The following is a 16,705-nucleotide window of genomic DNA, read 5'->3' as shown; positions in this document are numbered from 1 at the left end:
AAAAATGAGCGAAAAACCGAATATACTTTTTATTTTGTGCGACGATTTGGGACCCTGGGCGCTTCACTGTGCGGGAACAAAAGAATTGCATACGCCGAATATCGATAGCATAGCGCAAAAAGGAATGCTTTTTGAAAATTTCTTTTGCGTATCGCCGGTGTGCTCTCCGGCGCGTGCTTCGCTTTTAACGGGAACCATCCCCTCAGCTCACGGCGTGCACGACTGGCTGCGCTCGGGCAGTGTGGATAAAAGTAAATTCGAGCGGCAGGGAAAACAAAATCCGTACAGCGGCGGCTACAGAGACGAAGACAAGCCCATTCAGTATTTAGCCGGCAAAACGACGTACACCGATGTGCTGTGCCAAAACGGTTATACATGCGCTCTTTCGGGAAAGTGGCATTTGGGCGACAGCATCCACCCGCAGCACGGTTTTTCGTATTGGTATACGATAGGTATGGGCGGCTGTTGTTATTACCACCCCGATATAGTCGAAAACGGCAATATAACCGTAGAAGACGGAAAATACGTAACCAACCTTATAACCGACAAAGCGCTGGTATTTTTGGACGAATTGTCCGAAAAAAAACAGCCGTTTTATTTAAGCGTACACTATACCGCGCCTCATGCTCCGTGGGGAAAGGAACATCACCCTGCCGAATTTATCGACATGTATCAAAACTGTACGTTTGAAAGCATTCCCGATGTTCCCGATCATAAATGGCTGACAGGTTCTCCCGTGTACGGTACCGATAAACGCTTTGAAAACCTGCGCGGTTATTTTGCGGCGATTTCGGCAATGGACGCCGATGTGGGACGCCTTTTAAGTGCCCTCGATAAAAAAGGTCTTACCGACAATACTATAGTGATTTTTACGGCGGACAACGGTATGAATATGGGGCACCACGGCGTGTGGGGTAAGGGCAACGGCACATTTCCCATGAATATGTACGATACGTCGGTAAAAGTACCTTTTATTATATCCTATCCGCCGATGATACGCAAAGGAAGCCGAACCGATGTGCCGGTAAGCGCATACGATTTTTTTCCGACCATCCTCGATATGCTCGGCTTTGATTTTAAAGTTACCGAACGCTTACCCGGCAAAAGTTTTGTTCCCGCACTTAAAGGCGAGCAGTCCTTTGAAGGGCACGTGGTTGTATTCGACGAATACGGTCCCGTGCGGATGATACGCTCAAAAAAATATAAATATGTTGCCCGCTATCCGTACGGCGAAAACGAATTGTACGATTTGGAAAAAGATCCGGAAGAAAACGTAAACCTTATAGACGATGAACGCTATGCAGATATTATGCTCGATATGCGCTGCAAATTGGAAAAATGGTTTAACGACTACGTTAATCCCGATATAGACGGTGTAAAAGAAGGCGTTACCGGTTTGGGGCAGCTGTGTTCTGCAGGAATATATGCCGAAAAGCCGCTAAAATACGCTCAAACCGATTGAAGATGTAAACGGACAAATGCGGCTAACAGTTTTGCTGTATGTGCTGTGAGCGTATGAAAGTTTTGAGTACGTTTAAGCCATGCGCTGTAGGGTAAAAGGCTTGCCAAAACGGCTTTATCCGTTGCGCTTGCACTGCCGCTGTGTTGCGTTTGTAAACTATTTTGCTGTTCTGCCAAGTTTTGCAAACGCGATACATACCATTGACCGAACTTTTGCTCATCAAAACATTTACTCAAACGGCAAGTACCGGCTGTGTTTGCCGTACCGCTTTGAGCTTGAATAAAGCGGTCTTTTTTTTCGCTTGTATCAGCTGCATTATGTTTGTCCGTTGCGATGTGTTCAAAGCGTTCAATATACGGAAAGCGCCGGCACAATTCGTTAAATGCGTGTGCGTATCTTTTTAAAAGCTGTGTAGTATATCCTTTTTCGGCAAAATGTTCATCTATAAGTTCTACTTCCGTTCTAAATATCAGAGAACAAAATTGTTTTTCAAAAGTATTAAAACGCGTGCTTTGCATACCGAACAATGCGTCAAAGTATGAACCTGCCGTGTATGCTTTTCCGTCCGTATACGCAAAGTCGGCGCCGCCGGTTATAATGCGTTTAAACCCCGCTTGCACTGCAAAATCCAAGGCGGCGAGGGTAACCGTACCGCTTGAAGCGTTAAAAACGGGAAACAGTTTATTTTCCGGAGTGCAGCTGGTTTGAGCCGGCATAGTTTGTTCCCCTACCGTTTGTGTAACGCAAGTATCAGGAGCGGAATATGTTTTGTACCACAGTTCTGCAAGACTGCACAAAGGATGACCGGCGTTAAAAAAAAGCAGCGGAGATCCTGCACAAAACGCAGCGCGCACTAAAGCGGTGTTGCAACATAAATCGCATATAAACAGCGTTTGATTTGATATATGTGTGTGTATATGATTAACGGAAATGTGCTGAGGATCAACGCTTACAACTGCATCGCTTATAATATTGTGCGCGTTTAGTGCGCGGTAAGCGGTATCGGTTGCGATTATATAATAGGAGTTGCGTTCGCTTTTTAAAACGTCAAAGCAAGCTTGCAAACCCGGTCCTGCTGCAGCAACAAAAGCCGTTTTATGCACGGGGAAATCGGCTGTATAAAAATCGAGCGCGCGCTGTTGCTTTTGAGCTTGGGAAAAAAGTTCCAAGTTTTGCAAAATATTTTTATGCCATATTTTTCCGAAATGGGCTTGAACGGAAACGTCTTCGGATACGGTTTTTAAAGCGCGCGAAACGGTTTGTTTTATTTGTTCTGCAAGTTGTTCGTTCGCATCTGCCCACGAGCGGAGCGGAAAAAAACAAAAGTTTCCGTGTAAAGGTAAAAGGTAATGCTGCAGCAAAAAATCGTATAATTCATTTGCGGTACATACGGCTATGTCTTTATGCAGTAACACTTTACTGTCACGCAGTACAAAGTCGGCGGACGCTTTGTTTGCTTCTACTACGGCGATAAACGCATTAGGAAAACGTTTTTTTAATTCGTTTAAATAATGCGCGCTTCCTATGCCGGCGGTTAAAATAAAACCCGCATTTTTAAACGCTTCCGAATTTGCTATGCCCTCGGCTTCTTTTTGGGGGCTGTACAAAGATGCCGAGGCTTTGCCGTTTTCGTAACAGGGAATCGCATCTCCGGTTTTAGAGTATGCCCACGATACATAGCATGAGGTTTCGTTTTTATTCATACGCGCACAGCCTTTTAAGTTCGTCGAATATGCCGGATACGGTGTTTGTAAGCTTTTGTTTGAATTCGCTTGAAGCAGGATATTTTAGCGTTGAAAGATATTCGGCGCACGCACAGTTTTCGTACCACAGTTTTTGACTTTTTTCGTCTTTAAGTTCTAAAACTTTTTGGTGCTGTTCTTGTAAAAAAGAGGTGCATTGTTTTTGAGCGTCCGTTTTGTCTTTAGTCAGCGCTAAAACAATGTGCTGGCCGTCCGCATTTTTTTGTGCAGTACAGGCGCAGGTTTTACTTTTTTTACCGTCCGTGCCGCTTTTGCTTTTTTTTCCGGCAAGCTCAGCATTTATATTGTGCCACAAAATATCGGTAATTGAGCCGAGCTTGTGTTCGTAAGGCAAACTCGATAAGCGGAATACGCGTGAATTGAATTCGCCGTCTCTTTCGGAAAACCAGCGGCGGTATATATCGAGTGCTCCGGATTCGGGCTCATAGGTGCGCGATGCTAGCGGTTTTAAACGGGTATCGTAGAAGCTTGCCGTACTTTCCAATTCGTTCGGCAGCGTGTGCGCATAACCTGTGCCGTTTTTAAGATCCAAGCCGCAAAAATATACGGCGCCGCTTGTAATGCGCAATGCAAAATCGGCAGCAGTTCCGCTCACGCTGCCGTTGCGTAGTGCGTGCATATACGGTATGTTACAGTAATTCAAAAGCATAGTTTCTATTCCGTCGCCGTACGCAAGCGGTATAACAGGCAGCGTGTTAAGTAAAAAACTGCCGATACGGCTTTCTGCCGCAGCGGCGAGTGGAATGTGTATGCCTTGCCGCTGCAGTTCGTATAAAACTTTTAAGTGAGCTTTCGCATAAAAGCCGCCGTCGGTACTCATGCATAGGTCCGGATATATGTGCGCGTGTATAAGCGGTTTTAACGCGGAAGACAGCGCTATTACAAAAAAGTGTTTGCGCAGTTTTTTTATAAAGGGTAGAGAAGCTGCAAGAGAAGGACCTGATGCCGCAATTAAAACATTTTTGCTTCCCCTTTGTATGCGGTATATATTGCGGGCGTGTAAACAAAAACGGATACTGTTTTTTAACCAGCGTTTTGAAAAAAAACTGCGCGTTGCAAGAACGTCCCTACTTTTTTGTAACAAAAGCTTTACCGCTTGCCACGCCGTTGTGTTTTCCGTTTTAAAAGCGTGTTCCGACGGCTGCCATACGGCAAGCAGTACGGCAAAAACGGCTGTTTCTCCGATAACGGAAAACAACTGCTCGGAAAGTTCTTCAGTTCGCGTATGTGCAGTACATAAAAAACTATAAGACCAGCAATCGTTTTCAGACGGAATAACCGTGTTTTTGCTGTTTTGTTTACCGCAAAATACCGCATCGTATTGGATCGCGTATAAGGGTACCGACGGAAAGCGCCGTGCAAGTTCGGGAGCGCAATAAGAAAGGCATGGACCGAGCACAAGCACGCATGAAGGATTAAACGGGCAGTCTATGGACGAAACGAATTTGTGCGCTTCTTGCTGAGGATTGTATTTTGAATGTAAGTACTGATTGTTTACGGTGCATGTTTTGCCGCCGTTTTTGCTGTCTTCAAGGCAAATTGTCATATTTTTCTATTAATTTTAAAAGCGAAGCGCCATCGTTTGCTTTTCCGGCAAATTCCGCCGTTATAAGCGAGCTGCGCTTGTTTTCAAAAAGCGCTTGTATCGATTTTTTTATGCGCTTGCCGAATTCTTCACCGTTTTGAGCGCCGAGCACGGCATATATAAGTGCTTTTTCTTCGCTTATACGGCAAAAGTACCGAGGTACAAAAGCACATGCCGAACGCACGGCGGCAAGCAGTGCATCTTCAATAAAAGCAAAATCGCTCGGTAAAAGAACGGCAGAAAGCGATTCAAACAGTTTGTTTAAACGGATAAGGTATAAACCGGCACAAAAAGATGAATGTTCAAACAAGCGTTTTACGTTCATTCTTACCGATAAAGCGCCGCCGTTTTCTGTAAATACATAAGGACTTACGGCATTTAAACTTTTAACAAAAGGCAAACAGTCCGAAACAAGTTTGTTTAGCGTTGCGTTTTCGTATGAGCCCAATACAATACAGATACTTTGCGGAAAGGTGTTTTCCAATTTTTTTATGTGCAGTTCGGTTAAAAAAGCTGTGTCTGCTGCAGAAAAAAACTGATAAAACGGCGTAAGCTGTCTGCCGGTAAATCTATACCATTCGCCGTTTTCGATTGTGCCGTTCCAAAAGTCCCGTGTGGATACCGATTTGCGCACCGTTTGTGCGTTTAAGCCGCAGCTGAACGCTATTTTAAAACTGCCCGACAGCTCCGCTAAAACGGCAAAACGCTCGACTATACCCGATTCTGCAAAATGCCTAAAGCGGGTAAATAAATCGTCAAGCGGTATTGCCGTTGTGTTTTTGCTTTCGCTTGCATTTAATAAAGCGTGCGCACGGCGGTACAGTCCCATTTAGGATAATCCGAGTTCCGTAAACAGTTTTTTGTATACCGTAAAATGTTCCGATTTGGCAAACTCAAGAATTTTATCTTCCGGAAGATTTTCAAGCAATTGATCCATATACAGCAATACCGATTTAATATCTTCTCTCATGTTTTCCGGTATGATATTTTTTTCGCCGTCTTTTTCTTCCGCACCGATCGCTTTATCTTCAGCGCTCAAAACAGTGCTTTGCGGTACAGCCGTATCAACCGTTTCCATGTTTGTTTCGTCTTCGGTTTTGCTTAAATCGTTTTCGATTTCATCAAATACTTCATCTTCTTCTTGCCATTGATTGCTGTCAAAAACGTCGTGTATGGGAGAATACTGGCTCATCTCCTCTTCGTCGTTTTCATCTTCACCGCCGTTTTCTTCTTCCGAAACGGCATCGTTTTCTTCAATTTCAGCACCCAACTCTTCTGCCGGAAGTTCTTCGGCAAACGTTTCATCCGCTGAAAGATCTTCAGCCGGCATTTCTATTTCGGCTATTTCTTCCGTAGCAGGTTCTGCAATTTCGTTGGTAAGCGTTATATCCGCATCTTCGATTTCGCCGTCATTTTTATCTTGGCGTTCGTCAGGGTTTTCGGCTAAAAACTGTATAGTGTTTTCATCCAATTCTTTGGGACTGTCCGTTTCTTCAAGAAAATCCACATCGGAAGAGCCTACTACCAAGTCGTCCATAACGGGAATATCTATTTCATCGGGAAGCTGCTCGCTTACGTTTTCGGTTACTTCTTCATCGATATCAAAATTGATGTCTTCAAGCTGTGGCTCTTCAAGTTCTTGCTCTTGAAAGTTCGATGTATCGATGTTTTCCATATCCGGAAGTTCCGTTTTTATTGCCGAAGTACTTTCATCAAGTGTTTGTTCATCGGCGTAAGCGGTTTTTTCCGCAGCGGAATCCTGCGCGGCAAAATCTTCCACAGTTTCCGTGTTTTCTGTACTTTCAGAATTTTCTTCTGCCGTAAAATCGGCACTGGTTAATATGTTGTTAAGCTCATCGTTTGACAAAGCTATGGTATCATCGGTTTCATCGGAACTAAAAAAGCCGCTTGTCTCGTCTTGCACATGCTGTAGGTTTTCATTTGTTTGTTCGCCGGCTTGTTCAATAAGGCTTTTTTCCATTGTCGGCAGACTTAGCTCGGCAGTTTTTGAATCGGCAGGAGAGGTTTTGAGCGAATTCAAATCGCCTTTAAGATCGGTGATATCTTTTCGCAGTATAGAAAGTTCGCCTGCTATTTTTTCGAGCAAACTTGAACTCATTGTTCCGATTGTCGCTTCCGATGTTGTGCTGCCGTGCTGTGAAGGATCGTCATCGTCTGCGCGTACGGCTATATCGTAAACCGCTTCTCCTTCGCTTTTTTCTTGAAGCGGCTGTTCTTCCGCAACGGTTTCCTGCACTTGTTCGCTTGTGTTAACTTCTTCTGTTTCTTCGGGTGCATAGCTGTATGTGTTAAACGAATCGATATCGATGTTTTCTATAGGAGCTTCATCCGGTTGTGAAACTTCTTCCGGTGTTTTTTCGGTTTCTATACCGATATCTTCAAGATCGATTTCTTCTATACCCGTGCCGCTTGTTGTGCTGAATTCTTCGCTGTTGTCGCTTTTTTCTTGAATTTCGCTTTGCCCGATTTCTTCTGCTTCCGGTATATCTTCAAGCTCTTCAATGGGTTCGGCATCGTCTTGCGTATCGAGAACGTCTACGGGTAATTCTTCGGGAACCGCCTCTTCGGCATTTTCACCGAATGAAAGATCTATGTTAAGCGGTTTTTCGTCGGTAATTGCGGAATCTTCTTCGCTTACGGGATCTAAAAAGTCTTCAAGGTCGACTTCTTCTATACCATCGATACCGCTTTTTGATGAAGCTGATGTTTCCGTTTTTTCTTTGTTTTCAGTTTCCGCTTCGTTTTTATTTACAGATTCCTCTTGCGGCTGTTCAAGCGCTTCGGTGTTAACTTCTTCCATATCTTCCATAGATGAAGATTCTTTAAGCATTTTTTCGATTTCTTCATCAGTGGGAATGGGGGGGATGTCTTGCATATCTTCAGCGCTTGTATCGTCAACTACATTTTCCGCTTCGGGGATTATATCTTCAGGAATAAAGGTATCTTCGATTTCGGCGTTTGAACTTTCTGCACTGTCTTGAATCGTTTCGCTTTCGTTTGTTTCTAAAGGTTCGTCCAGTATTGCATCGAGCGTGGCATCGGACAGTTCTTCGTTTACCGTTTCCGGTGAAACTGCACTTTCATTTGCAAAATCCAAGTCATCTAAAAAAAAGTCTTCGCCGGCTTCATCCATTTTTTCGGGCGTTTTTTTTACCCATACGCCGTATTGGTCAAGCTCCGTTTCGTTTTTTTGAATATTATCGAAGTTTTCCTGTTCTATAGACATAACTGCTCCATGAATACATAAATATAGGCATACTTATGTATCGGTAAACTAACGGCTTTTATTAAGCACATAGTATTTTTTTCCTTGCTTTGATTATAACATACTTTTTGTGTTCAGTAAAAGGGGAAAGTTACCGAAAATGAAAAATATGAACCGCTTTCATTTTTTATTATCGATTTGCTGCGCCGTGCTTGTGTATGTGTGCATTTCGGTTTTAGCAGGACAAGAAGGTATATGGGCGTACAATCAATTAAAAGCGCATAAAATTTTTTTAAGTTTGCATGTGGAAGCGTTACAGCGTTTAAACCGGCAGTTGGTAAGCGATGACAATGCTTTACGTTCAGACAGCGATGTTATTGCCGCTTATGCAAAAAAAATGGGCTTTGTGCGCGACGGAGAACGCTTGGTAAAAATAAGCGGCATAAGTGAAACGCCCGCTTTTGTATACGATCCTGGAACCCGTGTTATGCGTCCTGAAATTATATTTGTTCCCGAATGGATTGCAAAAAGTATAGCGTTTTTAATATTTATCTTATATAACTTAGCTTATTCGCTGCTATGCGTACTGCACCGTTATGATACTGCAAAAATCTGATCGCCTTTGTTTACAAACGGTTTGTCAAGCTTTAAAAAAAAATCAAATCGTTATTATTCCCACCGATACGGTATACGGATTTTCCGGCATTGTGCCTGAAAGTGAAGATCGTATACGGCGGATAAAGGGTAGGGATAAAACAAAACCGTTTATCCGCTTGATAGCCGATCTTGAAGATATTGCTTTATACAGCGATACACGTATACCGCAAAAAATAAAAGATCTTATGCCCGCTCCGATTACCCTTATAGTTGATGAGCGCTGCAGTGCCGCCGGCGTTGAGCGCATGAGCGGCGATACCGGTACTGCCCCCCTTACTTCCCTTGCTTTCCGCTGCCCTTGCGATGAATGGCTTCGCAATTTAATACGCTTGTGCGGCAAACCGCTGTATTCAACCAGCGTAAACCGTTCAGGCTGTCCGGTTTTAACCGATGTACACGAAATGGAAAAAGAGTTTTCAAAAGAAGTGTTTTGCATTGTAGATGGGCATACGCCGCCGTCCTCTTTGCCGTCAACTATTGTCGATATCAGAGACGGCAGTATAAAAATACTGCGTCAAGGAAGCGTAAAAATTACCGTATAAGTTATGCGATAAAAGTACAGGTTCGACAGCTAACGGCGCCAGCGCACGTTTATACTGCCCTGCGTTACGGAAGGCTGTCCGCTTCCTTTTGCTTCTACAAGGGTATACTTTACGCCGCTCATAGCAGATTCGCTTTCTATAGTCATTTCCCAGCGAACCGGTTCTGCGTTTACCGCATTGATTAAAGCGGCTTCGCGCGGAATTTCGGGGAAAAAGGAAGCGTTCGGTTTGCTTTGCTGCAAAGCGGTAAGCGTTTTTCCGCTTATAGTGACGCTGATATTCATCGATGCGCCGTTTTTAAATATAACAAAGCCGCGCCCGCCGCGAAGCAAAATAATTTTATCTATGTATTCTTCGCCGTACCATGTACCCGACAGGTTTTCCGTGTTCGGCGTTTGCGGCTGAAAAACCTGTTTGGCTTGCGAAATTTCTCCGTTTCCGAAATCTTTAATTAAAGAAGCTAAAGAATTTTTTGCTTCCATAAGAATTTTATAGTAGCCGTCGTATTGTTTTTCGGTTACCGCTTCTTTGCCCGTCGCCGCTTCCACCAAGTGTAAAACGGATACCCATTCGCCTTTTTTTTCGTATATTTGTGCATAAAAAAGCAAATCGGAAGTATTGGCATGTTGTTTTAATATATCTGTAGAATATACCGTTTGGCGGCGGTCTTGTATGTCAAATAAATCGAGCGCTTCAAGCTGCGAAAAAAACAAATCTTGAGTCAGTTTTATAACGGCATCGTCTCCGGATACGGAAACGGCTCCGTAAAAATACAAGGGGCTTTTGCTTGCTTGAGCGTTTCCCGAAGCGATACAAATACAGATAATCCAAAGCAGCGTATACCGTTTTAAGCGATATATCGTATTATGTTTCATGAACCGTTCAAACCCCTGCGGAAATCCCGCTGTATATCGCGCTTTACATCCCGTTCGCGGATATCGGCGCGTTTATCGTATTGTTTTTTACCGCGGCACAACCCCAGTGTAAGCTTTACTCTGCCGTTTTTAAGATAAAAATCCAACGGGATTAAAGTTACCCCTTTTTCTTCAACCTTTCTGTTCAGCCGTTTTATTTCATCTTTGTGCAAAAGCAGCTTTTTAGGACGGTTGGGGTTGTGGTTAAATACGGACGAATACACGTATTCGCCGATATGCATTTGCTTTACCCATACTTCTCCGTCTGTAATTTCGGCGAACGCATCCGGAAAAGATATATTGCCGGCTTTTACCGATTTAACTTCCGTACCTTTAAGCTCTATGCCGCATTCTACAGAATCTTCAACGGTATAGTTAAAACGCGCTTTTTTGTTTTGTGCAATCATTTTTATGCCGGCAGAATTCATATCAACAGTATACGCTATGTGCGAAAAACTCACAAGTAGCCGGCAATTGACAACAACTTTGGATGTATATAAAGTGGGAAATATGGATTTTATCAAAAAAAACGGACTGGGAATTGCCTTCTGTACGGCAATAGCCTTTCCTGCGTGGTTTTTGGGAAAAGCCGCTCCCGTTATCGGTGGACCGGTAATTGCAATTTTGTGCGGAATGCTCGTCACGGTTTTTTGGAAAAGCAAGGGTGCATTCGATAACGGCATTAAGTTTGTTTCCAAAAAAGTGCTGCAATGGGCGGTCGTTCTTTTGGGCTTCGGATTGAACTATACGGTTATCTTACAAACGGGTAAGCAGTCGCTTCCGATTATCGTTTGCACGATTGCGGCGTCTCTTTTGACGGCGTTTATTTTACAAAAAGTGTTTAAAATTCCCGCACGGATTTCGACGCTTGTCGGAGTCGGCTCGTCGATTTGCGGAGGTTCTGCGGTTGCTGCGACGGCGCCCGTCATAGAAGCAAGCGATGAAGAAGTTGCGCAAGCGATTTCGGTTATCTTCTTTTTTAATGTGCTTGCTGCGCTTGTTTTTCCGATTTTCGGAAAACTCATCGGTTTTAACACTGTAACGGGTGAAGCGTTCGGCATTTTTGCAGGTACTGCCGTAAACGACACATCGTCCGTTACCGCAGCCGCTTCCACGTGGGACAGTATGTGGAAGCTCGGTTCTCAAACGCTTGACAAAGCCGTTACGGTTAAATTGACGCGGACGCTTGCCATTATTCCGATTACCTTTGCCCTTGCACTTATGCGCACGCGAACGGCAAAAAAAAGCGGCGGTGCAGGGACTTCGCTTAGCATAAAAAAGATATTTCCGTTTTTTATTTTGTATTTTATTACAGCATCTTTAATTACAACAATCGCGCTGAAATTCGGCGTAAAAAGCGAAACGTTTATCCCGTTAAAAAACTTGAGCAAGTTTTTGATTGTAGAAGCGATGGCGGCGGTTGGCTTAAACAGCGACATGGTAAAACTCATTAAAACCGGCGGAAAACCACTTTTTCTCGGAGCCGTTTGCTGGATTGCAATTACCGCCGTCAGTTTGTTTATGCAGCATTTTATGGGGATATGGTAGCCCTTTGACTGTGTAGCGCAGACGGATAATGTATGCTATACTATAAGATATGAATATCGGCATAGATGTGTTCGGCTGCGATCACGGGCGGTCGGGATTCGGCTCGTATGTGCTTTCTTTGGTAAAAAATCTTCCGCTTGATAAAGGCTGTACGTATGATTTGTTCGGTGCGGAAATCGACCGCTACACATTCGATCCGGGCGACGGCCGTGTGTCGTACAGCGCCGTTCAGATTCCGGACAGTGTAACTGCCGAACAAATGTGGCATCTGTTCGCGGCGGAACGTTTTGCCGCAAAACAAAAATACAACGCTGTTTTGTTTCCTGCAGGTTCAAGAATTGTACGCTATACACGTAAAACTCCTGGCGTTGCAGTAGTGCACGATATACTGAACGAACAAACAACTTCTTTTAACGGCAAAACGTGGATATCCAAACTTTTTATACAATCTCTAAAAAAAGCTGAAAAAATTATTGCACCGAGCCGGTACATCCGTAAAAATTTAGTAAATTTGGGCTTTGCGCAGGAAAAAATCGAAGTGATTTACAACGGCATAGACCACAGTATGTTTTATCCGCGCCCTGCAATTGCAAGTGATACGCTGAGCATTCAACCTTTTGCCATAAAAAAACCCTATATTATTTACGCTTCGCGCTTATCTAAAAGCGAAAAAAAACATATTGAACTGATACGTGCGTTTTCTTTGTTTAAAAAGAAAACAGGATTACCGCACCGTTTGGTGCTTGCAGGAAGCGAAGACGATTATGCCGAGAGCGTTCACAAAGAAGCCGCTTTAAGCGAGTATGCGTGCGATATATTTATAACCGGCTATTTTCCGTATAAAGATTTTCCCGAATTGTATTCGGCGTCTGAAGCGTGCATATTTCCGTCCGTCGCCGAAGGAGTGGGGCTTCCGGTAATTGAAGCGATGGCTTCCGGTGTGCCGGTTGCATGCGCAAAAGCAGGTTCTTTACCCGAAATTGCAGGAGATTGCGCGCTGTATTTTAACAGCGACGATATTGAGCAAATGAGTTCGGCTATTGAAGCAATTATAACTGATGAAAAATTGCGCGCTAAATTGCTTAAAAGCGGTTTTGAGTGGGTAAAGCGCTTTTCGTGGGAAAAAACGGCTGAAAAAACGGTAGAGCTGTTGATGTCTTTAGCTTTTTAACCCCTTGTTTTTTATTAAGCCGTTTTTTGCACGCACGTCAGCTGCGTGCTTGCTTCTTGTTGTTTGTTGACGATTTCTTTGGTAATGGTCAGTTTTTTTCTACCCTTAATCGAAGGCGCTTCAAACATAGTATCCAACAGCAATTTTTCTACTATGGAACGCAAGCCGCGTGCTCCGGTTTTTTGTGCAATCGCGCTTTCGGCTATTGCATTTATGGCATCGGCGGTAAAATCCAATTCCACATCGTCCATTGCAAACGAAGCTTTAAATTGCTTGGTAATTGCGTTGCGCGGTTCGGTAAGAATGCGCACCAAATCTTCACGTGTTAATTCTTTTAGCGCTACGCTTATGGGAAGCCGTCCGACCAATTCGGGGATAAGACCGAATTTTACCAAATCGTCGGGGATGGTTTGATTTAAAAGCTCTGCCTTTTGGTCTTCGGAAAGCATATCAACCGATGCGCCGAAGCCTACCGTATGCTGGTGAATGCGCGCTTCGACCGTTTTATCGAGACCGACAAAAGCGCCGCCGCAGATAAACAAAATATTGGTCGTATCGATATCGATAAGCTCTTGATTGGGGTGTTTACGGCCGCCTTGCGGAGGCACGCCCGCTCGGGTACCTTCAATGATTTTTAAAAGCGCTTGTTGTACGCCTTCGCCGGAAACATCGCGGGTAATGGATACATTTTCCGAGCGGCGTGAAATTTTGTCGATTTCGTCTATAAAAATGATGCCTCGTTCTGCGGCGGCGACATTGCCGTTTGCCGCATTTATCAGTTTTAAAAGTACGTTTTCAACGTCTTCTCCTACGTAACCGGCTTCGGTAAGCGTTGTGGCATCGGCAATAGCAAAAGGAACTTTTAATTTTTGTGCAAGCGTTTTTGCTAAAAGGGTTTTTCCCGATCCGGTCGGTCCTATAAGCAAAATATTCGATTTTTCTATTTGTACATCGTCTGCATTTTTATCGCGTCCCTGCGCTTTTTGCGACATGCGTTTGTAGTGGTTGTATACCGCAACGGCAAGGGCTTTTTTTGCATAGTCTTGACCGACAACGTATTGATCCAAATATTCTTTAAATTCTTTAGGTGAGGGTACTTCGGTTAATTCTATAGGCGAAAGTTCGGTTTTTTCTTCGTCGAGTATAGTTTGGCATACGGCAACACATTGGTCGCATATACAAATACCGTCGGGACCGGCTACTAAATGGCGCGTTTTTCCTGCCGGTTGACCGCAAAAGGAGCAGATTTGCTGAGAAAAAGAATTTTTAAACTTAGCCATTGGACTGCCTCCTTGCTGCCATAATACTGTCTACAATACCGTAATCAAGCGCTTCTTGTGCGCTCATATAAAAATCGCGTTCCATATCTTGGGCAACTTGTTGCGGTTTTTTTTCGGTGTGGAAAGCAAAATAATCGATGGTCATTTTTTTTAAGCGCACGATTTCTTTTGCTTGAATGGCAATGTCTGCGGCTTGCCCTTGCGCTCCGCCCCAAGGCTGGTGAATCATTACCCGTGATGAGGGCAGGGCAAAACGCTTACCTTTTGTGCCTCCCGCTAAAAGAATGGCGCCCATGCTTGCCGCTTGTCCCAAACAAATCGTTTGCACATCGCTTTTTACGTACTGCATTGTATCGTAAATCGCAAGTCCTGCGGTAACCGAACCGCCGGGGCTGTTGATATACATACTGATGTCTTTTTCGGGGTTTTGCGATTCCAAAAATAAAATTTGGGCAACGATAAGATCTGCCGTTACATCGCTGATTTCACCGTCTACAAAGATAATCCTGTCTTTTAAAAGACGGGAAAAAATATCGTATGACCGCTCGCCGTTTCCCGTTTGTTCAATGACATAGGGAACCAAGCTGCTCATTTTTTCGTTCATGCTGTCCTCAACATCGATATGCGTGTGTTATTTTTTGAACAAATCCTCAAACGTTGTTTTTTCGCCTTTGGTAATTTTAATTTCGGAAAACAACTGATCGTACAGTTTTTGTTCTTTCATATCATCTATAAGATACTCTTTTTTTGATGCATCCGCATAGTGTTTTTTTACTTCATCAAGCGAAATTCCTGCGCCGTTTGCAATTTTTGCGTATTCGGCTTCCACGTCTTCAGGCGTTACAGTGATGTTGCGTTCTTTAAGAAGGTTTTCTACAATAAGTCTGCCTTTAAGCATTTTTTCCGAATCGCCTGCCCATTGTTTAAGCATATCTTCTTTTTTTTGTCCGCTTGCGCCTACCATTTTTTCAAGCTGGTCGGGAGCTATCTGAAATTGGCGCGCCATCATCTGCCAGCGTGCTTGTGTTTCCGCTTGTACCATAGAAGCGGGCAGTGTAATCGGATTTTTTTCTATCAGCTGTTCAAGGAGGGCATTTGACTTTATTTCGCGTAATTTAGTTTCAAGTGTTTTATTTAAGTTTTTGCTGATGTCCGCTTTCATATCGGCAAGTGTTTTATATTTTTCGTTTACGTCCTGCGCCAATTCGTCGTCCAAATCGGGCACATTGCGCAATTTTAACGCTTTAAGCGTTATGCCGATTTTTTTTGTTTTACCGGCTAAGTCGGCGTCTTTATCATCTTTTTTCCACGTTTTAACGATTGTTTTTGTATCGCCTTTTTTCATACCGATAATATCATCATCAAAACCGTAAATATTTTGACCGCTTCCTAGGGTAAATACAAAGTCTTCGCGTTTAGTGTTTGCTACCATAGCATCGTCGTCGCCGATTTCCCAATAATCTACGGTAACCACATCGCCTTTTGCAGCTTTTTCACCGTCTTTTTTGTCTACAACCATTGCATTGCGTTCGCGGATTTCTTCAAGTTCTTTGTTCAGTTCCGCATCTCCGATTTTTACTTGCGGTTCTTGTATAGTTATGCCGTTTATATGTTTTACGCTGACTTTCGGCATAACATCGTATACAACACTGAACTCAAGGTCTTTTGAAATGTCCGCATCGGGCGCTTTTTCCATTACCGGCTGTGCATACGGCAGCGGACGGTTATCTTTGTCGTTTTTATCGATATCTTCAAATACTTGCTCAAGCGCTTTTTCCGCCGTTTCGGATACTGAATCCGCTTTAAGTGCGTCTCCGTATTTGCGTTCCAAAACCGATTTTGGGGCTTTGCCCTTGCGGAAGCCCGGAATCTGCAAGGATTTTGCGTATTTATTAAGGGTTTGATTGTAGTTTTCTTCTACGTCTTTTTGGGCAACCGTTATGGTCAGTTTTACTGCCGAATTTTCAAGCACTTCGATTTTTTTTGTTGTGTTCACAGCGTTTCCTTTTTACGGCTTTTAAAAGCCGTACGTAAAAATTAAGAAAAAAAAAGGCGATTCAGATTTCTCCGAACCGCCTTTCGCTTCGAGCGGGAAACGGGAGTCGGACCCGCGACATCCACCTTGGCAAGGTGGCGCTCTACCACTGAGCTATTCCCGCAAGTAAAAACGCTTCAAGCGTTTCGCACGGTCAAAAGACTATGCGAGAGAAGGGACTTGAACCCTTATGCCTAGGGCACCGGAACCTAAATCCGGCGTGTCTGCCAATTTCACCACTCTCGCCCTTAGCAGGCAGCAAAACATACCCTTACGAACGTATTTACTATAGCAAAAGCTAAAAAAAAAGTCAAGCATCGGTAAGCAGGTTTTAGGCAAAATTGATTTGCATCGTTCTGCTGCCTTTTGCGGCGCACTCAATTTTGTGCGGCGTTATATGAATAATTTTTTTCTTGACAAAAAGAAAAAACAGCGTATAAAATACAGTAGGTAGAAAAAGTATTTGGCATTGAATATAAATGCCGCACGCCTTTCTTTTACATATAACAGCTTTGCGTAAAC

Annotated in this window: 14 protein-coding genes and 2 tRNA genes; 5 read left to right on the top strand and 11 right to left on the bottom strand. The window is 43.7% G+C overall.

Annotation, left to right across the window (positions count from 1 at the left end; all coding sequences use genetic code 11):
• Nucleotides 1-4 precede the first annotated feature (4 nt).
• A complete protein-coding gene (locus HMPREF9193_RS00445; protein ID WP_021686057.1) occupies nt 5-1,462 on the top strand; it encodes a sulfatase family protein in 1,458 nt (485 codons plus the stop codon).
• Here HMPREF9193_RS00445 and HMPREF9193_RS00440 read toward each other — a convergent pair.
• Genes HMPREF9193_RS00440 through HMPREF9193_RS00425 form a run of 4 tightly spaced genes read right to left on the bottom strand, consistent with a single transcriptional unit; the run spans nt 1,450 to nt 8,057 of the window.
• Nucleotides 1,450-3,165 carry a 6-hydroxymethylpterin diphosphokinase MptE-like protein gene (locus HMPREF9193_RS00440; protein WP_021686056.1) on the bottom strand — a complete coding sequence of 572 codons (1,716 nt, stop codon included), beginning with the start codon at nt 3,163-3,165 and terminating at the stop codon, nt 1,450-1,452. The genes HMPREF9193_RS00445 and HMPREF9193_RS00440 overlap by 13 nt on opposite strands.
• On the bottom strand, nt 3,158-4,771 hold the full coding sequence (locus HMPREF9193_RS00435) for a 6-hydroxymethylpterin diphosphokinase MptE-like protein (RefSeq protein ID WP_021686055.1): 1,614 nt from the start codon (nt 4,769-4,771) through the stop codon (nt 3,158-3,160). The genes HMPREF9193_RS00440 and HMPREF9193_RS00435 overlap by 8 nt, the downstream gene beginning before the upstream one ends.
• On the bottom strand, nt 4,755-5,639 hold the full coding sequence (locus HMPREF9193_RS00430) for a hypothetical protein (protein ID WP_021686054.1): 885 nt from the start codon (nt 5,637-5,639) through the stop codon (nt 4,755-4,757). The genes HMPREF9193_RS00435 and HMPREF9193_RS00430 overlap by 17 nt, the downstream gene beginning before the upstream one ends.
• A complete protein-coding gene (locus tag HMPREF9193_RS00425) occupies nt 5,640-8,057 on the bottom strand; it encodes a midas domain-containing protein (protein ID WP_021686053.1) in 2,418 nt (805 codons plus the stop codon).
• A 139-nt stretch (nt 8,058-8,196) separates the two neighbouring features.
• Between HMPREF9193_RS00425 and HMPREF9193_RS00420 the strand changes: the two genes are divergently transcribed.
• Both HMPREF9193_RS00420 and HMPREF9193_RS00415 read left to right on the top strand, forming a co-directional pair.
• Nucleotides 8,197-8,652, top strand: coding sequence for an FtsB family cell division protein (locus HMPREF9193_RS00420; protein ID WP_021686052.1), 456 nt, complete (start codon nt 8,197-8,199; stop codon nt 8,650-8,652).
• Nucleotides 8,633-9,235, top strand: a complete 603-nt coding sequence (locus HMPREF9193_RS00415) for an L-threonylcarbamoyladenylate synthase (protein ID WP_021686051.1) — start codon at nt 8,633-8,635, stop codon at nt 9,233-9,235. The genes HMPREF9193_RS00420 and HMPREF9193_RS00415 overlap by 20 nt, the downstream gene beginning before the upstream one ends.
• A 29-nt stretch (nt 9,236-9,264) precedes the next feature.
• Here HMPREF9193_RS00415 and HMPREF9193_RS00410 read toward each other — a convergent pair whose 3' ends face one another.
• Nucleotides 9,265-10,110, bottom strand: coding sequence for a TP0183 family DNA metabolism protein (locus HMPREF9193_RS00410; RefSeq protein ID WP_021686050.1), 846 nt, complete (start codon nt 10,108-10,110; stop codon nt 9,265-9,267).
• Nucleotides 10,107-10,577, bottom strand: coding sequence for an SsrA-binding protein SmpB (smpB, locus tag HMPREF9193_RS00405; protein ID WP_021686049.1), 471 nt, complete (start codon nt 10,575-10,577; stop codon nt 10,107-10,109). The genes HMPREF9193_RS00410 and smpB overlap by 4 nt, the downstream gene beginning before the upstream one ends.
• Nucleotides 10,578-10,659: 82 nt before the next feature.
• Here smpB and HMPREF9193_RS00400 point away from each other — a divergent pair, with 82 nt between their 5' ends.
• Nucleotides 10,660-11,697: a YeiH family protein gene (locus HMPREF9193_RS00400; RefSeq protein ID WP_040847148.1), complete on the top strand. Its 1,038-nt coding sequence runs from the start codon at nt 10,660-10,662 to the stop codon at nt 11,695-11,697.
• Nucleotides 11,698-11,746: 49 nt separating this feature from the next.
• A complete protein-coding gene (locus tag HMPREF9193_RS00395) occupies nt 11,747-12,868 on the top strand; it encodes a glycosyltransferase family 4 protein (protein WP_021686047.1) in 1,122 nt (373 codons plus the stop codon).
• A 14-nt stretch (nt 12,869-12,882) separates the two neighbouring features.
• Here HMPREF9193_RS00395 and clpX read toward each other — a convergent pair whose 3' ends face one another.
• The 5 genes from clpX to HMPREF9193_RS00370 all read right to left on the bottom strand — a co-directional run bounded on the left by clpX (nt 12,883) and on the right by HMPREF9193_RS00370 (nt 16,429).
• Nucleotides 12,883-14,148 carry an ATP-dependent Clp protease ATP-binding subunit ClpX gene (gene clpX / locus HMPREF9193_RS00390; protein ID WP_021686046.1) on the bottom strand — a complete coding sequence of 422 codons (1,266 nt, stop codon included), beginning with the start codon at nt 14,146-14,148 and terminating at the stop codon, nt 12,883-12,885.
• On the bottom strand, nt 14,141-14,752 hold the full coding sequence (gene clpP, locus HMPREF9193_RS00385; protein WP_021686045.1) for an ATP-dependent Clp endopeptidase proteolytic subunit ClpP: 612 nt from the start codon (nt 14,750-14,752) through the stop codon (nt 14,141-14,143). Before clpP ends, clpX begins: the two co-directional genes overlap by 8 nt.
• 27 nt (nt 14,753-14,779) lie before the next feature.
• Complete coding sequence (gene tig / locus HMPREF9193_RS00380) at nt 14,780-16,144, bottom strand: trigger factor (RefSeq protein WP_021686044.1); 1,365 nt, start codon at nt 16,142-16,144, stop codon at nt 14,780-14,782.
• Between the two features lie 91 nt (nt 16,145-16,235).
• Nucleotides 16,236-16,307, bottom strand: a tRNA-Gly gene (locus HMPREF9193_RS00375).
• 41 nt (nt 16,308-16,348) lie between these two features.
• Nucleotides 16,349-16,429, bottom strand: a tRNA-Leu gene (locus tag HMPREF9193_RS00370).
• Nucleotides 16,430-16,705: the final 276 nt, after the last annotated feature.

Origin of the sequence: Treponema lecithinolyticum ATCC 700332, from assembly GCA_000468055.1 — a bacterium.
Lineage (GTDB): Bacteria > Spirochaetota > Spirochaetia > Treponematales > Treponemataceae > Treponema_C > Treponema_C lecithinolyticum.
Note: the sequence above shows the minus strand (reverse complement) of the source record. Positions and strands in the feature narration are given on the sequence as shown.

What these genes read in the sequence shown, in the direction of transcription:
- HMPREF9193_RS00435 (WP_021686055.1), bottom strand. Translation starts at nt 4,771, where the DNA reads ATGACAATTTGCCTTGAAGACAGCAAAAACGGCGGCAAAACATGCACC.
- HMPREF9193_RS00415 (WP_021686051.1), top strand. Translation starts at nt 8,633, where the DNA reads ATGATACTGCAAAAATCTGATCGCCTTTGTTTACAAACGGTTTGTCAA.
- clpX (WP_021686046.1), bottom strand. Translation starts at nt 14,148, where the DNA reads ATGGCTAAGTTTAAAAATTCTTTTTCTCAGCAAATCTGCTCCTTTTGC.
- HMPREF9193_RS00430 (WP_021686054.1), bottom strand. Translation starts at nt 5,639, where the DNA reads ATGGGACTGTACCGCCGTGCGCACGCTTTATTAAATGCAAGCGAAAGC.
- HMPREF9193_RS00410 (WP_021686050.1), bottom strand. Translation starts at nt 10,110, where the DNA reads ATGAAACATAATACGATATATCGCTTAAAACGGTATACGCTGCTTTGG.
- clpP (WP_021686045.1), bottom strand. Translation starts at nt 14,752, where the DNA reads ATGAACGAAAAAATGAGCAGCTTGGTTCCCTATGTCATTGAACAAACG.
- smpB (WP_021686049.1), bottom strand. Translation starts at nt 10,577, where the DNA reads ATGAATTCTGCCGGCATAAAAATGATTGCACAAAACAAAAAAGCGCGT.
- HMPREF9193_RS00440 (WP_021686056.1), bottom strand. Translation starts at nt 3,165, where the DNA reads ATGAATAAAAACGAAACCTCATGCTATGTATCGTGGGCATACTCTAAA.
- HMPREF9193_RS00425 (WP_021686053.1), bottom strand. Translation starts at nt 8,057, where the DNA reads ATGTCTATAGAACAGGAAAACTTCGATAATATTCAAAAAAACGAAACG.
- HMPREF9193_RS00445 (WP_021686057.1), top strand. Translation starts at nt 5, where the DNA reads ATGAGCGAAAAACCGAATATACTTTTTATTTTGTGCGACGATTTGGGA.
- HMPREF9193_RS00400 (WP_040847148.1), top strand. Translation starts at nt 10,660, where the DNA reads ATGGATTTTATCAAAAAAAACGGACTGGGAATTGCCTTCTGTACGGCA.
- HMPREF9193_RS00395 (WP_021686047.1), top strand. Translation starts at nt 11,747, where the DNA reads ATGAATATCGGCATAGATGTGTTCGGCTGCGATCACGGGCGGTCGGGA.
- HMPREF9193_RS00420 (WP_021686052.1), top strand. Translation starts at nt 8,197, where the DNA reads ATGAAAAATATGAACCGCTTTCATTTTTTATTATCGATTTGCTGCGCC.